General features: G+C 58.9%; 16 protein-coding genes. 8 read left to right on the top strand and 8 right to left on the bottom strand.

Annotation, left to right across the window (positions count from 1 at the left end):
• Positions 1-69: 69 nt before the first annotated feature.
• The 4 genes from trbJ to AB4P90_RS23600 are packed head-to-tail and all read left to right on the top strand — an operon-like array spanning position 70 to position 3,000.
• Entirely contained in the window at positions 70-864 is a 795-nt protein-coding gene (trbJ, locus tag AB4P90_RS23585) for a P-type conjugative transfer protein TrbJ (protein ID WP_182240337.1), read from the top strand.
• A gap of 2 nt (positions 865-866) precedes the next feature.
• Entirely contained in the window at positions 867-1,055 is a 189-nt protein-coding gene (locus tag AB4P90_RS23590) for a hypothetical protein (RefSeq protein ID WP_182240339.1), read from the top strand.
• 2 nt (positions 1,056-1,057) lie between these two features.
• Entirely contained in the window at positions 1,058-2,683 is a 1,626-nt protein-coding gene (trbL, locus tag AB4P90_RS23595; RefSeq protein WP_259154125.1) for a P-type conjugative transfer protein TrbL, read from the top strand.
• Positions 2,680-3,000, top strand: coding sequence for a hypothetical protein (locus tag AB4P90_RS23600; protein WP_182240343.1), 321 nt, complete (start codon positions 2,680-2,682; stop codon positions 2,998-3,000). Before trbL ends, AB4P90_RS23600 begins: the two co-directional genes overlap by 4 nt.
• Before the next feature lie 687 nt (positions 3,001-3,687).
• Here the strand turns inward: AB4P90_RS23600 and repC are convergent.
• The 8 genes from repC to AB4P90_RS23640 form a co-directional block, all read right to left on the bottom strand.
• A complete protein-coding gene (gene repC, locus AB4P90_RS23605; protein WP_202692395.1) occupies positions 3,688-4,587 on the bottom strand; it encodes a replication protein C, IncQ-type in 900 nt (299 codons plus the stop codon).
• Positions 4,574-5,458: a helicase RepA family protein gene (locus AB4P90_RS23610; RefSeq protein ID WP_182240347.1), complete on the bottom strand. Its 885-nt coding sequence runs from the start codon at positions 5,456-5,458 to the stop codon at positions 4,574-4,576. Before AB4P90_RS23610 ends, repC begins: the two co-directional genes overlap by 14 nt.
• 3 nt (positions 5,459-5,461) lie before the next feature.
• The gene (locus AB4P90_RS23615; RefSeq protein WP_182240349.1) at positions 5,462-5,683 is read right to left on the bottom strand and encodes an AlpA family transcriptional regulator; all 222 of its coding nucleotides are present in this window, start codon (positions 5,681-5,683) and stop codon (positions 5,462-5,464) included.
• A 303-nt stretch (positions 5,684-5,986) separates the two neighbouring features.
• Positions 5,987-7,195 carry a site-specific integrase gene (locus AB4P90_RS23620; RefSeq protein ID WP_103714983.1) on the bottom strand — a complete coding sequence of 403 codons (1,209 nt, stop codon included), beginning with the start codon at positions 7,193-7,195 and terminating at the stop codon, positions 5,987-5,989.
• Positions 7,196-7,503: 308 nt separating this feature from the next.
• A complete protein-coding gene (gene guaA / locus AB4P90_RS23625; protein ID WP_014719806.1) occupies positions 7,504-9,081 on the bottom strand; it encodes a glutamine-hydrolyzing GMP synthase in 1,578 nt (525 codons plus the stop codon).
• A gap of 80 nt (positions 9,082-9,161) precedes the next feature.
• Positions 9,162-10,631, bottom strand: a complete 1,470-nt coding sequence (gene guaB / locus AB4P90_RS23630; protein WP_014719807.1) for an IMP dehydrogenase — start codon at positions 10,629-10,631, stop codon at positions 9,162-9,164.
• A 104-nt stretch (positions 10,632-10,735) separates the two neighbouring features.
• Entirely contained in the window at positions 10,736-11,284 is a 549-nt protein-coding gene (locus tag AB4P90_RS23635; protein ID WP_005791157.1) for a hypothetical protein, read from the bottom strand.
• A 137-nt stretch (positions 11,285-11,421) separates the two neighbouring features.
• Positions 11,422-12,189, bottom strand: a complete 768-nt coding sequence (locus AB4P90_RS23640; RefSeq protein WP_032903680.1) for a sulfite exporter TauE/SafE family protein — start codon at positions 12,187-12,189, stop codon at positions 11,422-11,424.
• A gap of 99 nt (positions 12,190-12,288) precedes the next feature.
• Here AB4P90_RS23640 and AB4P90_RS23645 point away from each other — a divergent pair, with 99 nt between their 5' ends.
• The 4 genes from AB4P90_RS23645 (at position 12,289) to leuA (ending at position 17,499) form a co-directional block, all read left to right on the top strand.
• Complete coding sequence (locus AB4P90_RS23645; protein ID WP_395605409.1) at positions 12,289-13,179, top strand: LysR family transcriptional regulator; 891 nt, start codon at positions 12,289-12,291, stop codon at positions 13,177-13,179.
• A gap of 10 nt (positions 13,180-13,189) precedes the next feature.
• Positions 13,190-14,569, top strand: coding sequence for an exodeoxyribonuclease VII large subunit (gene xseA, locus AB4P90_RS23650; protein ID WP_014719810.1), 1,380 nt, complete (start codon positions 13,190-13,192; stop codon positions 14,567-14,569).
• 3 nt (positions 14,570-14,572) lie between these two features.
• Positions 14,573-15,394, top strand: a complete 822-nt coding sequence (locus AB4P90_RS23655; protein ID WP_014719811.1) for a M23 family metallopeptidase — start codon at positions 14,573-14,575, stop codon at positions 15,392-15,394.
• A gap of 425 nt (positions 15,395-15,819) precedes the next feature.
• The gene (gene leuA, locus AB4P90_RS23660; protein WP_014719812.1) at positions 15,820-17,499 is read left to right on the top strand and encodes a 2-isopropylmalate synthase; all 1,680 of its coding nucleotides are present in this window, start codon (positions 15,820-15,822) and stop codon (positions 17,497-17,499) included.
• Positions 17,500-17,582 lie beyond the last annotated feature (83 nt).

The following is a 17,582-nucleotide window of genomic DNA, read 5'->3' on the forward strand; positions in this document are numbered from 1 at the left end:
GCATATTCAAAACCACCCCGTATCGGACAATAATCAAACCTCAGATTACGACAAAATGAGGTATTCGGCATGGAAATGGAATCGCGAAAAACGTCAGCTTATGTCGCTCGGGTATTTGGCCGTGGCGCGGCGCTAGCTGTGGCAATGGCAACCACAGGCCTTGGTGTAGGCCTCTACATCACACCTGCACCGGCTTACGCCATCTACTGCTCTAACTGCTCGACGTTCTATCAACAGATGTTCGAGTACGCCGAACAGGTCAACACGGCGCTGAACACCGCCGAGCAACTGCAAACGCAGATTCAGCAGTACCAAAACATGGTCACTCAGGGCACGGGCCTGCCCGATTCGATGTTTGGCAGCATTGCGGCTGACTTGAAAAGCGTGGTCAACATCTACAACCGTTCGCAGGCCTTGGGCCGTCAAATCCAGAACATGGATTCGCAGTTCAACACGGCTTTCCCCGGCTTCGATTCCTACCTGAATCAAGCAGCGAACTCGGCAGAGGTCCCGGCGCAGGATCGCTATCAAAAGTGGTCGCAACAGGGCCGCGACAACGTGAAAACGGCGATGGAAGCGGCAAATCTCAATACCAGCACGTTCGAGCCTGAAGACGCCCAGCTTGCTCGCATGGTGGCCCGTTCGCAGTCAGCCGTAGGCCGCATGCAAGCTATTCAGGCGGGCAACGAAATCGCCTCGCAGAACGTGCAGCAACTGCAAAAACTGCGGGATCTGATGGCCACCCAAATCAACATGCAGGGCAACTACATGGCCCAGCAAGGCGACCGACAGGCCGTTAGCGAAGCGGCTGAACAGCAGTTTGAAGCGCGGAAAAACACACGCGGCGGCGTGAAGGAGTACTGAGAATGACTATTTCGAAATGGCTAATCGCGTTGATGTGCGCCGGGTCCGCACTGACCGGTTACATGGTTGCCGTGGTGGTTCAAAGCAACATCGAATGTACTGCGATGGCTGAGCAACAACGGCAACAGCGTGACGCTGATGCGTCGTTTGAGGCGCGCCCCAACACTCGCGGCGGCGTGAAGGGGTACTAGCTATGGATCGTCGTCTTTTGTTGTTCCTCGCCTTGGCGAGTGTGTTCATGGCCGGAAATGCTATGGCCGCGACCGACCTTTCCCATGCCGATACATCGGTTCAGGGCCTACTCGACCTAGTTTTGCAACAGTCGCACCAGTGGTCAGCGAAGCTGTATGACTATGCGATCAGACTGTTCTGGCTGCTGGCCTCGATCCAGTTTATTTGGACGTTCATGCCTCTAGTAATGAAGCAAGCCGACTTCGGCGAGATTGTCGGCGAGCTGCTGCGCTTCGTGCTGGTGATCGGTTTCTTCCTTGCAGTCATGAAGTACTCAGTGGAGTGGTCGACGGCCATCGTCGATAGTTTCCGCGATGCAGCGGCATCAGCGAGCGGCCTCGGGCGTGCATTAGAACCCGGCGATATGCTTGCAGTTGCGCTGGATTTTGGCCGCACAATGGTAGAGGGCATTTCAGTATTTTCTCCGGCCAAGGGACTTCTGATCGCTGTATGCGCAATTCTTGTGCTGGCATGTTTCGCATTCATCGCTGCATTCATGTTTGTCACGCTCGTAGAGGCCTACGTAATCATCAACGCATCCGTGCTGTTCTTGGGCTTTGGTGGCTCGCAATGGACGCGGGAATTTGCAATTGCGCCAATGCGTTTCACCGTCGCGATTGGTGCAAAGCTATTTGTATTGACTCTGATTGTCGGCCTGGTTGTACAGTCGGCTAAGCAGTGGTTAGCAGCCTATACCAATGATGAAGCGTCATTGATGACGATGGTCGGCTTGGCCTTGGTGTGCTGCTATCTGACCAAGACTATTCCTGACCTGATCGGCGGCATGATTAGCGGCACGTCCATGGGCGGTGGCTCAGCCATTGGCGGGATGGCGGTGGCCGGGGCAGCCGGAGCGGCTGCGGCGGCTGCCACCATCGCCACGGCCGGGGCGGCCGCTCCGGCTGCTGCCGGTGCTCTTGGCGCTGCCGGTACTGGCGGCGCTGCTGGGGCCGGTGTAGCGGGTGCAGGTGGAATTGGCGGCGGCGGTCTGGCTTCTGCGATCAATTCCAGTTTTGCCGGTGGTGGTGCGCCCGCAGCGGCGGCGACTCACGGCGGTGCGGCCGCTGGGCTCGGCGCGAGCACGGGCGGCCAAGCGGCCGCCCAAGGTGCGTCGTCGGCCGGTGCCCGCGTAGGTGGCAGTGCCGCCCCTCAATCACCGGGCACGGCTCCGCAGCAGCCTAGCAGTGGTGTCCAGCAGGCGACCAAGCAGGCCGGGAGAGCGGCGCAGGACAGAAACGACAAAGACCAGCAAGGGGCACCAAAAGGGGGAGTTGTTGGCTCTGGCAACGCCCTTTCCCAAGCGGCCAACGCTAGCGCAAAAGCGCTCGGTGTGATGACCTCGATGGCAGTGCCGGGCATGGAGAATGCGCATTCTCTGTCTCTTGGTGCAGGATCTCCGCCGCCTGTTCCCGATGGTGCCAGCTCGACCGTTCCAACCAATGGCGCGGAAACAACCGTGGAAGCTGCACAAACGGAATCTAACGTCATCCGTCCATCCTCGGACGAAAGCCCCGCCACAAGTCGCCTAGCCTCGCTCAATGTGCCCGGCACGGCATCAAACAACGACAACTCGGAGAAACAACCATGATGGACATACTGATGTTCGCTGGATTCGTAGTATTCGCATCGACATTTGCCATCGGCATGTGGGCGCTCGGCCGATGGCTACGTAGCAAGGGCTACGGGCCGCAACTCGATAGTCTAGATCGCCAGTACACGGCCTTGCAGCTTCGAGTGAACCCGCTCGCATTGTCGGCGTCCTATCGCATGTTTGCTGGGGCACAGGCTATGAATCGTCTACCTTTGCTGGGCAGCAAGAATAACGCAGCCCTGAATCAGCAGGCGTTGATGGCCATCCAAGCCGCGCAGGAAGCACAGAAGCAAGAGAGTCCCGGCAAGCAGTGATCACTGACGAGACCCACACAACCCCGCCTAAGTGCGGGGTTTTACTTTCCAAACGCAGCCTCGTGATTGCATCAGGTTCACTCCCCGTCAGTTGGTCGTTCTGTCAGTCCCAGCACAAGCCCAAAGCCTCCGCACCTGCGGTGCTGCGTGTCCCGTGGACAACGCTTTGCGTTGACACACCGGACTTGCGGCTACTCGCGATATTTCATCACGGGGCTACTCCCGGCTGCGCCGATCAAAAGCGCGAGGGCTTCGCCATTAGTAATACGCACGAACCTGTCTCAGCTCCGTCTATTACACCACCTGTAAGGCCCTGAGCTGCATTCTGAGCGATTTTTTGGCTACAGCACCCGATGGCCATCCCGCATCATTTAAAAGCGTTATGGCGGCTCCTAAGACCTTCTGATTGGTCGTTCACCCCGAGATCTTCTCTTTAGTGCGTCTTCGGATGCCGCAGACGGCGCGATGCACTTGGTGGTTTAGGTGGTGTGTGTGTTCGAGGGAGCCGCCCTTCCTTTTGGTGCCCAACGGCCGCAGGCCGACCAACAGCAGCAAGCGATGAGCTGCGCCACCAGGGCGCGGCGCTTCGCGCGCATGATAGAGATTCTTAGAGAATCTTGGATGGAATTTGCGAACGGCCCGCAAGGCCCCGCCGTTGCTAGGTTTCCAGAAACAGGCCGGGTGCCGTTAAACAGGGGTTTGGGTACTGTTAAACAGGGGGTTAGGTGCCGTTAAACAGGGGGGCGCGGCATTACACTCGGATGCCTTGGGTCGCCTGATTTCCCATTTTCCCTTAGCATACTCGTCCAGCCTCCAACCCACGGCAGCAAGCTCGGCCAGCGCTTTGCGTGCCGTCTGGCGACGTTTTTTGATGGTATTCGGGTTCGCCGGTTCATCCGGCCAGACATAGCCGCATAGCGTGTCCAGCTCTACCCGCCCCGACTTGCCGAGGTCGATCCAGCCGCATAGACGTTGATGAATCAGGCGGGCGGGGTCGGTCTGTAGCTTTCTTACTTCGGCCATATCTATGCGGATGTGCTGCCCACCCATGATTGCGCGAGCAATAAGGGGGTTCAATGCCACATACAGCTTGCCTTCCTGCTCATCACTTGCGTACTCGGATAGCAAACGGAAGCCCTGCCGCTTCCTTCCATTTTGCGCAATGATAGAGACCTTCCAGAGCCTCTCAATGCAATCGCGTACTGGCCTAGTATTGTCGATGTCCGCATAGCCAACCTCACGGGCCAGCGACCGATAGCTACCCTTGACTACCATCGCATCCTGCTGGACCGCTTCCCACTTAGGTTCGAGAAATAGCCGGAGCTGCCGACCTGCTTCTGTCTGAGGATCGGAAGAAAGCACAAGACCGCAAGGTCCAGCCATAGCAACCAGTCCTTGCAGAATACGCAGATCGTCGGCCCCCAGCGGTTCCGGCCCACTGAACTCGATACGCTTGCCATTGCCGTAGTCATAGACAACGTCCAGTTTGCTGCGCTTGCGTTCGCCACGTTTGAGGCTACGGAACAGGCCGGGTGCCAGACAATGCACCGGGTCGTGCCGGGCGTGAGTCAAGTCATGCTTGCTCACGTTGACGCACCTTTCCGCTGTCCTGCTTAACGTCCAACAACTCCACCGGCAGCAAAACGCCGCCGTCGCGGCGTTGATACCATTGGTCGTGCGGAGTAGCGTCGTAATTCTGTTTGCTGACACCAAAACGGACAAAGAAGCCGCGCCGGTCGTTGTCGATGGGCTGACGGTCATAGGAGCGGTCGCTCAGGCTCTTGGCCTCGTCCTCGGTCATCTTTGCGACGAAGCCGCACCAGCGGGCATTGTCGATTAGAGCGGATGCGCCTCGTGCTGCCTGCTGTTGATCCGTCTGCCCCTCTCGGGCGCTACCTTTGCTAACGTGGTGCAGGTACAGAACTGAGGCCCCGGTACACGCCGCAATGTGCTCCAGCGTAGAAACAAGTCGTGCCATGTCGCCGTTGCTGTTCTCGTCCCTGTCGTGAATGCGGCTCAGGGTATCCAGCACGATCAACCGGGCACCGGCGCAAAACTCAATGACGCGGGCAAGGTGCCGCTCATCCATCACATTCAAGCGCTTACCCATGATCGGCTCAAGGGTGAGGTTCTGCGCGATGACTTCCCGTGACTGCTGGTTCAGATGCTGACCGATGGCATGGATACGGCGCACCAGTGCGACTTCCGGGTCTTCTCCAGCGAAATAGACGACGCGACCAGCTTTCGCAGGTGCAAGCCCTACCAAGTCACCACCGGCCGCTCTGCTTTCAACGGTTGCGCCACAGGCAACGGACATTGCCGCCTCCAGCGCCCAGAAGCTCTTACCAGTGGCTCCGGGAGCTACCAAGGCTCCCACTGTGCCTGCAAGGAAGCCGGGCCATATGAAGTCAAGTGAGGGCGGCTCGTTCTCGAAAGCTGCCCGTAAGTCAATCGCCACAATTCAGGCCCCCATTCCGGGCCGGGGAGCCGGGCCGGTCCCCTTGCACGCATCAATCCATTCCTCCACTTCCCCCAAATCCCAGACCACCTTACGGCTGCTAAGAGCAATACGCCGAGGGAATTTTCCCTGCTTTTCAAAGTTGTAGATCGTGCGCTCGCACAACGGGATCATTGCCAGCAACTGTTTCTTGCTGATCAGGACTTTTCTCGATTCTTTCTCCACACCGAATACCTCGTTTCGTGATCATTCGAGGTTCGATTATTGCCCCACATTTCCGGTATTTTCCAGCATTTTTAGACGATTTTTCCATACAAATCAATCACTTAAGTGTCCGTCAAACGTCCAGTTTCGGGACGGGGATAATCACCCAATCTCTTGTTTTATCGGTAGTTTTTTTAAACGAAATTCAGAGAAAAAAAGTGTCCCTAAAACGTGCGTTTCGGGACAAAAAAAAAGCCCACCGAAGTGGGCGTTTCGCCACAAACGAATGGGCGCCATGTACTCTGTAGTCCACGAAGCTCGGTATCAGCCCTCGGAGCGCGGTCTCCTAAGCGTCCACTCGTCGATCATGTCCGCCCAATCCTGCAGCATCGCCCGACGCTGATCTCGATATTCGGCCTTGTTGTAAACCGCTCGCACACCCTTCTGTTCGTGTGCGAGGCACTTCTCGATCCAATCGGTGTTATAGCCAGCCTCATGTAACAATGTGCTGGCAGTCCGTCGCAAGTCGTGCGGCCCGAACTTGCCTAGCGACTGCCCCTCTTTCTGGGCGAGGCGATAGGTCAGCGTTAGCACTTGATTGAGAGTGGCACTGCTCATCGGTAAGTCAGAGTCATAGCGCGATGGAAGAACATATTCCGAGCCACCCGCAAAGGTTTTCAGGGCAATGAAAATATCAAGCGCTTGCCTGGACAGGAACACCAAATGCGGATTACGGCGCTTCATCCGCTCTTTGGGAACTGTCCAGACTGCTTCGCTGAAATTGATTTCGCTCCAAGTCGCATTGGTCAGTTCACTTTTGCGAACCATGGTTAGCAACAGCAACTTAGCCGCAACACGCACCGAAGAAGCGGTACCAATGCGTTCCATGTACTGATACATCAAGGCGATTTCATCAGGAGTCAAGGCCCGGTCGCGCGGCTCGAATTTTGCGATGCTGGTAGGCCGTACTAGATCAGCCGGGTTCTCAACCTTCTGACCACGTTCGATTGCCCATCGAAAGACCTGCATCACAATCTCTCGCGAGTGAACTGCTGTTGCCGGAGCACCTCGCTCCACGATGCTGTCAGTCAGCGCTCGCAGGTCCTCATGCGTAATTTCAGCGAGTTTCTGGTTGCCAAATTTCGGCTTTAGCTCTCGTTCGAAAACCGAGCGTCGCATATCGCGGGTGGAATCAGCCATTTGGTACCCACGCAGCCATTTTTCAGCCCAAGCGCCGAACGTCTCCGCATCCCTGACGCGGCCCTTTTCTCTGGCCTTCTCTTTGGCTGGTGACTTCCCAGCGGCGATCATCTTTTTTGCCTCGCCGAGTCGTTCCCGGGCTTCCGCTAGGGTGATGCCCCCTACACCGTAACGGCCGAAGGTGATGGTCTCCTGCCTACCGTGGATCGAGTAGTTGTAGCGGAATGAAATCGACCCCGCCGGGGTGATGGCTACATAGAGACCGTCACGGTCGTTCACTTTGTACAGCTTGTCTTTCGGCTTGATGTTACGCAGCTTGGTATCGGTCAGCATGGTCAGGGCGGGTTTCCTCTAAAAAATACCATGTTCACTCCGCATCGCATTAATCTCATAAAAACCTTACAAATCAATACTTTAACGCAAATCAATACCATGCCAATCTGATTAGGAGCGACATGGTATCGAGCGCCGAACATGGCATTAGGGTCAGGTCGTACCATCTACCATGCCATAAAAACGGGGTGCTTGGCGATGCGAAAACTTGCCAGATAGTGCGGAGCCGAAAACGCAAAAAGCCCGCAATTACGCGGGCTTCAGGGGTGTTTCATGCCACTTGCTGCTGGTCTATGCCGGACGCAGGATCATTCCCACTCAATCGTCGCCGGCGGCTTGCTCGACACGTCATAAGTAACGCGCGAAATACCTTCGATCTCATTGATAATCCGGCCGCTGACCGTCTCCAGCAGTTCGTAAGGCAGGTGTGCCCAACGCGCTGTCATGAAGTCGATGGTCTCTACGGCGCGCAGCGCAACAACCCATGCGTAACGACGACCATCGCCGACAACGCCCACCGATTTCACCGGCTGGAACACCACGAACGCCTGGCTGACCTTGTGGTACCAGTCGGCCTTGCGCAGTTCTTCGATGAAGATGTGGTCGGCGCGGCGCAGCAGGTCGGCGTATTCCTTCTTCACTTCACCCAGGATACGCACACCCAGGCCCGGGCCTGGGAATGGGTGGCGGTAGACCATGTCGTACGGCAGGCCCAGTTCCAGGCCCAGACGGCGGACTTCGTCCTTGAACAGTTCGCGCAGCGGTTCTACCAGCTTGAGGTTCATTTCCTCAGGCAGGCCACCCACGTTGTGGTGGGACTTGATCACGTGGGCCTTGCCGCTTTTGGCGCCGGCCGATTCGATCACGTCGGGGTAGATGGTGCCCTGGGCGAGGTACTTGATGTTGTCCAGTTTGTTGGACTCGGCATCGAACACGTCGATGAAGGTGCGGCCGATGATCTTGCGCTTCTTCTCCGGGTCGGACTCGCCGGCCAGGTTGTTGAGGAACTGGTCCTCAGCGTTGGCGCGGATCACCTTGACGCCCATGTTCTCGGCGAACATGGCCATCACTTGCTCACCTTCGTGCAGGCGCAGCAGGCCGTTGTCGACAAACACGCAGGTCAGTTGGTCGCCGATGGCCTTGTGTAGCAGTGCCGCTACAACCGAGGAGTCAACGCCGCCGGACAGGCCAAGCAATACGTTGTCAGTGCCGACCTGGGCGCGCACTTGGGCGATGGCATCTTCAGCAATTTTCGACGGGGTCCACAGGGCTTCACACTCGCAGATGTCGAGGATGAAACGCGACAGGATGCGCCCGCCTTGCTTGGTGTGGGTCACTTCCGGGTGGAATTGCACGCCGTAGTAGCGACGCTCGTCGCTGAACATGCCGGCAATCGGGCAGCTCGGGGTGCTGGCCAGGATGTGGAAATCTTCCGGCATTTTGGTGACCTTGTCACCGTGGCTCATCCACACGTCGAGGCCGAACAGGCCGTCGGCGTCGATGTGGTCTTCGATGCCGTCCAGCAGGCGGCTCTTGCCGACCACGTCTACACGGGCATAACCGAATTCACGCAACTCGGAACCTTCAACCTTGCCGCCCAGTTGCTCGGCCATGGTCTGCATGCCGTAGCAGATGCCGAACACCGGCACGCCCAGGTCGAATACCGCCTGCGGGCAGCGCGGGCTGTTGGCTTCGTGAACGGACTCGGGGCCACCGGCGAGAATGACGCCTTTGGGTGCGAATTCGCGGATCGCTTCATCGTCCATGTCGAACGGGTGCAGTTCGCAGTACACGCCGATTTCACGCACGCGGCGGGCGATCAGTTGGGTGTACTGGGAACCGAAGTCGAGGATCAGGATGCGGTGGGCGTGAATGTCGAGGGCCATGAAGTCAGTCTCGTCTAATGAATCAGAAACAACTCGGGGCTGAAGAACAGCCCCGGTTACTTAACATTTTGCTGGAAGGCTCAACCTACACGGTAGTTTGGCGCTTCCTTGGTGATCTGCACGTCGTGGACATGGGATTCAGCCATGCCGGCGCCGGTGATCCGCACGAACTCTGGCTTGGTGCGCATTTCTTCGATGTCGGCACTGCCGGTGTAGCCCATCGAGGAACGCAGGCCGCCCATCAGTTGATGGATGATCGCGCTCAGGGTGCCTTTGTACGGCACACGGCCTTCGATGCCTTCCGGTACGAGCTTCTCGGCGCCTGCCGAGGAGTCCTGGAAGTAACGGTCGGAAGAGCCTTGCGCCTGGGACATGGCGCCCAGCGAACCCATGCCACGGTAAGCCTTGTACGAACGACCCTGGAACAGTTCGATCTCGCCCGGCGCTTCTTCGGTACCTGCGAACATCGAGCCCATCATCACGCAGGAGGCACCGGCGACGATGGCCTTGGACAGGTCACCGGAGAACCGGATGCCACCGTCGGCGATCAAGGGTACGCCCGTGCCTTCAAGGGCGGCGGCGACGTTGGCGATGGCGCTGATCTGCGGCACGCCCACACCGGCAACGATGCGCGTGGTGCAGATGGAACCTGGGCCGATACCGACCTTGACTGCGTCGGCGCCCGCTTCGGCCAGGGCCTTGGCGGCAGCGCCGGTGGCGATGTTGCCGCCGATCACCTGCACGTCAGGGAAGTTCTGCTTGACCCAACGCACGCGGTCAATCACGCCTTTGGAGTGGCCGTGGGCGGTGTCGACCACTACCACGTCAACACCGGCGGCGACCAGGGCCGAGACCCGATCACCAGTGTCTTTACCGGTACCGACGGCAGCGCCAACACGCAGACGACCTTGGTCATCCTTGCTGGCCAGCGGGTAAGCCTTGGCTTTTTCGATGTCGTTGACGGTCATCATGCCTTTGAGGGCGAATTTGTCGTCGACGATCAGCACGCGCTCGATGCGGTGCTTGTGCAGCAGTTCGCGCACATCGTTCTTGTCGGCGCCTTCCTTGACGGTGACGAGGCGCTCTTTAGGCGTCATCACTTCACGGACGGTGACTTCAAGGCGGTTCTCGAAACGCACGTCACGGGAAGTGACGATGCCGACCAGGTCGCCATCGTGCAGCACCGGGACGCCGGAGATGTTGTGCATACGCGTGAGTTCGAACAGGTCACGCACGGTGGCGTCAGCTTCGATGGTGATCGGATCTTTCACCACGCCGGCTTCGTAACGCTTGACCTTGCGCACTTCGGCAGCTTGCTGCTCGATGGTCATGTTCTTGTGGATGATGCCGATGCCGCCTTCCTGAGCCATGGCAATGGCCAGACGGGCTTCGGTGACGGTGTCCATGGCAGCGGAAACCAGGGGAATATTCAGCTCGATGCCACGGGTTAGGCGGGTCTTGAGACTGACTTCGTTAGGAAGCACCTCGGAATAACCGGGCACTAGGAGAATGTCGTCGAATGTCAGAGCTTCTTGGCTGATACGCAGCATCGCGGGGGCTCCCGAGCGGGAAAATGGAAGCGCGCCATTATATACATGCACCCTGCCCGGCTCAATGTAAAACTCTGACAAACTTGGTAATACTGATAGATGGATTAAAGCTCGACTTTGACCCAGCTCATTTTCTGGTCCAACCAATCGGCAAATTCGTCGATAAAGCTCTGCTTGAACCCCGCCTCCGCCCAGTTGTTGAAGATGAACCCCAGGTTGGAAAACCCGCATTCCTGCAGGAACAGAAAACCGTTGATGTCATCTTCATGCCCACACAGCGGGCAGGTGAAGTTGTCGGTGTGGCCAGGCATCCAGTCTTCCAGGCTTTCGAACAGCGCCTCACCAACTTCCTTCAGGCATTCCGGGCAACCGGCTTCTTCAAGAAACCCCTTGGCCGGGGTATAGATGCAACGCTTGTAGATGATCTCCAGGCCATTGACCGGCTCGTTGAACGGCAGCGCCTCGGGGTGCAGCACCACGGCGCGGGCGCCATCGGCCAGGGCGTAGCCCATGCGGTTGCCGGTACGCCCGCAAGTGGTGAGTTCTTCCTTGATGATGTTCTTGCGCACCAGCCAGCGCACAATCGCCCGGGCGCGGGGTTCGTGGACGGGCAAGGTGGAGATTTTCGGGACAAGGATGCTTTGGGAGTTCATGGGAGTCCTGCGGTGTGGCTATTGGCGCCATCGCGGGCAAGCCCGGCTCCCACAGTTGATCGCATTCCAATGTGGGAGCCGGGCTTGCCCGCGATGACGCCCGGGAGGACGGCAGCTTAATCCCTGAAAAAATCAGGTCAAGTACTCACATACCGCCCGATCAACGCAATACCACTGGCCAATACCAACCAGGTCACCAACCGCACGAACGCCTCCCGGGACAGCCGCATCGTCAGCCTGCGCCCACACCACAGCCCCAGGGCCATCGCCGGCAACAGACAAACCGCCAACATCAATAACGGCAAATCTGCATACACCCCGGCAATCAGGAACAAACTCAAACGCACGACCGTGCTGCAACTGATCAGCGCACTTTGCGTGGCCCGCGCCGCGTCTTTGGGTAAACGGCTGTTAAGGTAAATCGCATATAAAAAGCCGCCACTACCAAATAGCGCCCCAAACAGGCCACCCACAGTGCCCATGGGAATCGACCAGCCCGCCGCCAATTGAGTCGGCCGTGCTTTCACCGCCAGGCTGTAAATCGCGTAGGCACTGATAAACAGCCCCATCAACAACAGCAACAAGTCCGAATGCAAGTTGAGCAAAAACCCCACGCCCAGGCTGCAGCCGATGGCCATGCAGGGCAGCAACCGCAACAGTTCCGGCTTGTTCACATCGTGCCGCGCTTGCAGCAGGCCGCCAAACGCCGCGACAAAATCCAGCAGCACCAGCAACGGGATGATCTTCGACAGCGGCATGAATAGAATCAGGATTGGCCCGGCGACCAAGGCCGTCCCGAACCCGGCAATGCCAAACACCACATAGGCCAGCACCACACCCAGGCCGATCACCAGCCAATCCACAGCCCCGAACGACCACTGACTCATCAACTCAACCAGGCTCATGGGTTATTCCTTGCTGGACATGGCCTTCACTTTAGCCATTGTCTACTGTTGCGACTAATATCTTCAAAGCCAGCCACTCATCTCAAAAAGGCATGACTCGTGATCTCCACGCGGCAACTGCGTTACTTCGTCGAAATCGCCGAGAGCGGCAGCTTCAGTGCCGCGGCCGAACGCCTGTTTGTGGCGCAGTCGGCCTTGAGCCGGCAGATCAAGGAACTGGAAAATCAACTTCAAACCCCATTGTTCGAACGCACCGCACGCCAACCGCGGCTCACAGCGGCCGGTGAAGCGTTCTACCCACGGGCGCGCAATTTGTTGAGTGAGTTGCTCAAGGCCAGCGAAGTGGCGACCCTCGTAGGCAATGGCCAGCTTGGAACGCTGCGCCTGAGTCACTCGAGCACCGTGCCGATGAGCGGCGCGTTATTGCACGGCATCAGCAACTGGCTAGAGCGCTGTCCGGGCGTGTCGGTGGATATTGCCAAGCTCTCCTCCGAAGCTCAGTTGGAGGATATCGCCGAGGGTCGCCTGGACGTCGGCCTGCTACGCTTGCCCGTACTGCGCCAGCGCGACGGCGTGCGTGTGCTGCCGTTGTACACGGAGCCGTTGGTGCTGGCGGTGCCGCCGAATCATCCGTTGGCACGCAGCGACGCGCCGGTGGAGTTGGCACAGCTAAAGGACCAAGCGTTTATCTCGATCCCCCATCCCCAAGGCGGCGGGCTGAGTTATCTGTCGGCCGAATTGTGCATGCGTGCAGGTTTTTTCCCCAAGGCCGCACGGGTGATGTCGCGCAAGACCACGCAGTTGCAATTGATCCAGGCCGGTTTCGGTATTGCCTTGTTACCAAAATCCATGCAGGACATCGCCCCCGCCAACCTGCACTTTTTACCCCTGGCCGACCCGGACTGCCACAGCACCGTGGCCCTGGCCTGCGCGCAAGTGCAGAGCCCGCTGGTGGAGCAATTCTGTCAAACCCTGCACGAATGCCTATAAACTGCCGCCCATGATTAAAGATCCTTTTGCCCGTTTGGGCCTGGACCGCGAAGTCCTGACTGTCAGCCAGCTCAACGGCCGTGCGCGGGTGTTGCTGGAAGACGTGTTCACCAATATCTGGGTGGAAGGCGAGATCTCCAACCTCGCTCGCCCAGCCTCCGGCCATGTGTATTTCACGCTCAAGGACAGCGGGGCCCAAGTGCGTTGTGCGCTGTTTCGCAACAACGCTGCACGCGTACGCCAGGCGTTGAGGGACGGGCTGGCGGTGAAGGTGCGCGGCAAGGTCTCGTTGTTCGAGGGCCGTGGTGATTACCAACTGATCCTCGATACCGTGGAGCCAGCCGGTGACGGTGCGCTGCGCCTGGCCTTTGATGCACTGAAGGAAAAGCTGAGCGCCGAAGGCCTGTTCAGTGCCGAACGCAAGGTGGCGCTGCCGGTGCATCCTCGGCGCATCGGCATTATCAGCTCGCCCACCGGCGCGGTGATTCGCGACATTATCAGCGTGTTCCGCCGCCGCGCGCCGAACATTGAACTGACCCTGATCCCTACCGCCGTGCAAGGCCGCGAAGCAATCCCGCAGATCGTGCGGGCGCTGAAACTCGCCGACGCTCGTGGTTTCGACGCGCTGATCCTGGCCCGTGGCGGTGGCTCCCTTGAAGACTTGTGGTGCTTCAACGAAGAGGCGGTGGCCCGTGCAGTTGATGCCTGTGTTACCCCTATCGTCAGCGCCGTTGGTCATGAAACCGATGTGTCCATCAGCGACTTCGTGGCGGACGTCCGCGCCCCTACTCCCTCCGCCGCCGCCGAGTTGTTGGCTCCCGACGCCAGCCATCTGGTACGCCAGGTAGAAAACCTGCAGCGCCGCCTGGTGATGCTGATGCGCAACCGCCTGAGCCACAGCCGCCTGCGCCTGGAAGGCATGGCCCGGCGCCTGCGTCATCCGGGCGAGCGCTTGCGCCAGCAGGCCCAGCGCCTGGATGACCTGGACATGCGCTTGCGCCGTGCCTTTGAGCGCAGCCTCAATACCCGTCGCGAGCGCTTGATCCGCCTGGAGACCCGCCTCGCCGGCCAGCACCCGGGCCGTCAACTGGCACTCTTGCGCCAGCGCCTGGACAGCCTCGCCGAACGCCTGCCCCGCGCCATGCGCGAAGGTCTCAAGGCTCGGCGTCTGCAACTGCAGAGCCAAGTGCAGACATTGCAGGTGGTCAGCCCGCTGGCGACCCTGGGCCGCGGCTACAGCATCCTGTTGGACGAGCGCGGCCAGGCGATTCGCAATGCCGCGCAAACCCACACCGGCCAGCGCCTCACCGCGCGCCTGGGTGAAGGCCAATTGCAAGTGCGGGTGGAAGACAACCACCTGACACCCGTCACCCTTTCATTATTGGATTGATCGATGCCACGCCTACTGAGCCTGTTGATGCTGTTGTGCCTCACGTTTAATGCCCACGCCGACAGCTACATCACGCGAACCCTGAACAAACCGGTGCCTGGCGGCGTGGCCGTCGTCGAGCTGGGCCCTTCGGCCACGGCGCCGAAAGCCACTTACCAGGGCAAGCCGGTGCTGGTGGTCAAGGAGCAGGACAACTGGCTGGCCATTGTCGGCATCCCGTTGACGGTCAAGCCCGGCAACGAGCGCATCAGCAGCGGTGGGCGCAACCTGCCGTTTATCGTCGGCTACAAGAAGTATCCGGAACAGCGCATCACTTTGAAGAACAAGAGCCAGGTCAACCCTGACCCGGCCCAGCTCAAGCGCATCGAAGGCGAACTGGCTGTGCAGCTCAAGGCTTACCGCAGTTTCAGCCCGAACCTGCCGAGCAACCTGGTGCTGGATAAACCGGTGAGCGGGCCGCTGTCGAGCAAGTTCGGCGTGCGACGCTTCTTCAACGGCGAAGAGCGCAACCCGCACTCGGGCCTGGACTTCGCCGTGCCGGCCGGTACGCCGATCAAGACGCCCGCCAACGGCAAGGTCATTCTGGTGGGCAATTACTTCTTCAATGGCAACACGGTGTTCGTCGACCATGGCCAGGGTTTTATCAGCATGTTCTGCCATATGTCCAAAATCGACGTGAAGGTGGGCCAGCAACTGGTGCGCGGCGCGGTGGTGGGCAAGGTGGGTGCGACTGGCCGGGCGACTGGCCCGCACATGCACTGGAACGTCAGCCTGAACGATGCACGTGTAGATCCAGCGATCTTTATCGGCGCGTTCCAACCCTGATATCAAATGTGAAACTACGGGCCTCATCGCGGGCAAGCCCGGCTCCTCCATTGGAAGGCTGCCCAGTGTGGGAGCTGGCTTTCCTGCGATGGTGCAAGCCGTCGCCTCAATTGCGCACCTGACAAACCCACAGCAACAAAAACACACACCACTCGAAATTACGGCAATAAAATCTCGATTTTCGAGGCAGCAAAAGAACTTATCTCAATTTTTCTCGACTGCTTGCCATCTTTCACCCCGGCGGTTAGGGTTGAGCTTATGAAAACCTCTCACACCCTCATTCAGCTCCGCCAGCACCGCAGCCTGTGCCTTGTCAGCGCACGACTGCCAGGCTGAATCGATCTGCCTCGTCCTAAAGTTTTATCCCCAATAACAGTTCTACGGCAGGCCGCCTTTTTTCGGCCCCTACAACCAAGGATTTTCCGATGAGCATGCTCAAAGACCCGTCTTCGAAATACCGCGCGTTCCCGACCATCGACATCCCGGACCGTACCTGGCCGTCGAAGACCATCACCCAAGCGCCGATCTGGTGCAGCTCCGACCTGCGTGATGGCAACCAGTCGCTGATCGAGCCGATGGACGCGGTGAAAAAGCTGCGCTTCTGGAAGACCCTGGTGGCCGTTGGCGTAAAGGAAATCGAAGCCTCGTTCCCTGCCGCGTCGCAAACCGACTTCGACTTCGTGCGCACCCTGATCGAAGACAACCACATCCCCGAGGACACCACCATCCAAGTGCTGACCCAGGGTCGTGAAGACTTGATCGCACGCACCTTCGAATCCCTGCGCGGCGCGAAGAAAGCCATTGTGCACTTGTACAATGCCACCTCGCCGTCGTTCCGCCGCATCGTGTTCAACCAGGACAAGGACGGCATCAAGGCGATCGCGGTCAACGCCGCCAAGCTGTTCGTCAAATACGCCGCCCAGCAGCCGGAAACCCAGTGGACCTTCGAATATTCCCCAGAGACCTTCAGCGCCACTGAGCTTGAGTTCGCCAAGGAAGTCTGCGACGCGGTGATCGAGGTGTGGAACCCCACGCCTGAGCACAAGATGATCCTCAACCTGCCCGCCACGGTTGAATGCGCCACCCCTAACATCTATGCCGACCAGATCGAGTGGTTCGGTCGCCATATCAACCGTCGTGACAGCGTGATCATCAGCCTGCACACCCACAACGACCGTGGCACTGGCGTGGCGGCCACCGAGTTGGGCCTGATGGCCGGCGCTGATCGTGTGGAAGGCTGCCTGTTTGGCAACGGCGAGCGCACCGGGAACGTCGATTTGGTCACCGTGGCGCTGAACATGTACACCCAGGGCCTGGACCCGCAGTTGGACTTCTCGGACATTGACGGCGTGCGCAAAGTGGTCGAGGAATGCAACCAGATCCAGGTGCACCCACGTCACCCGTATGTCGGCGATCTGGTACATACCGCGTTCTCCGGCTCGCACCAGGATGCGATCCGCAAGGGCTTCTCCCAGCAGAAAGACGATGCGTTGTGGGAAGTGCCGTACTTGCCGATCGACCCGGCCGATATTGGCCGCAGCTACGAGGCCGTGATCCGTGTGAACAGCCAGTCAGGCAAGGGCGGCATCGCCTACTTGCTGGAGCAGGAATACGACATCAGTTTGCCCCGTCGCATGCAGATCGAGTTCAGCCAGGTGGTACAGGCCGAAACCGATCGCGTGGGCCTGGAGATGACCGCGCCACAGATCTACGCCTTGCTGCAGCGTGAGTACTTGCAAGCCAACACGCCGTACGCGCTGGTCAGCCACCGCCTGCAGGAAGAGAACGGCAACAGCTTTGTCGAGGTGGAAGTCTCCGGCAAAGGCCAGGGCGAAACCAACCTGCACTGGAAAGGCAAAGGCAACGGCGCGCTGGAAGCCTTGGTGGCCGGCTTGCCGATTGGCGTTGAAATCATGGACTACAACGAGCATGCGATTGGTGCGGGTACCAATGCCAAGGCGGCGGCTTACATTGAACTGCGCGTGAACGGCGAACGCCCGGTGCATGGGGTGGGGATCGATGAAAACATCACTACCGCCAGCTTCAAGGCGCTGTTCAGTGCGCTGAACCGCTCGTTGAGCCAGTTGGAAGCCAAAGCGGCGTAAGCATTGCCGTAATGCAAAAGGCCCCTGGGTGAGAATCCAGGGGCCTGATCGTTCCCACGCTCTGCGTGGGAATGCAGCCCTGG

The sequence above is a fragment of the Pseudomonas sp. B16120 genome (genome assembly GCF_044218845.1).
GTDB classification, from domain to species: domain Bacteria; phylum Pseudomonadota; class Gammaproteobacteria; order Pseudomonadales; family Pseudomonadaceae; genus Aquipseudomonas; species Aquipseudomonas paracarnis.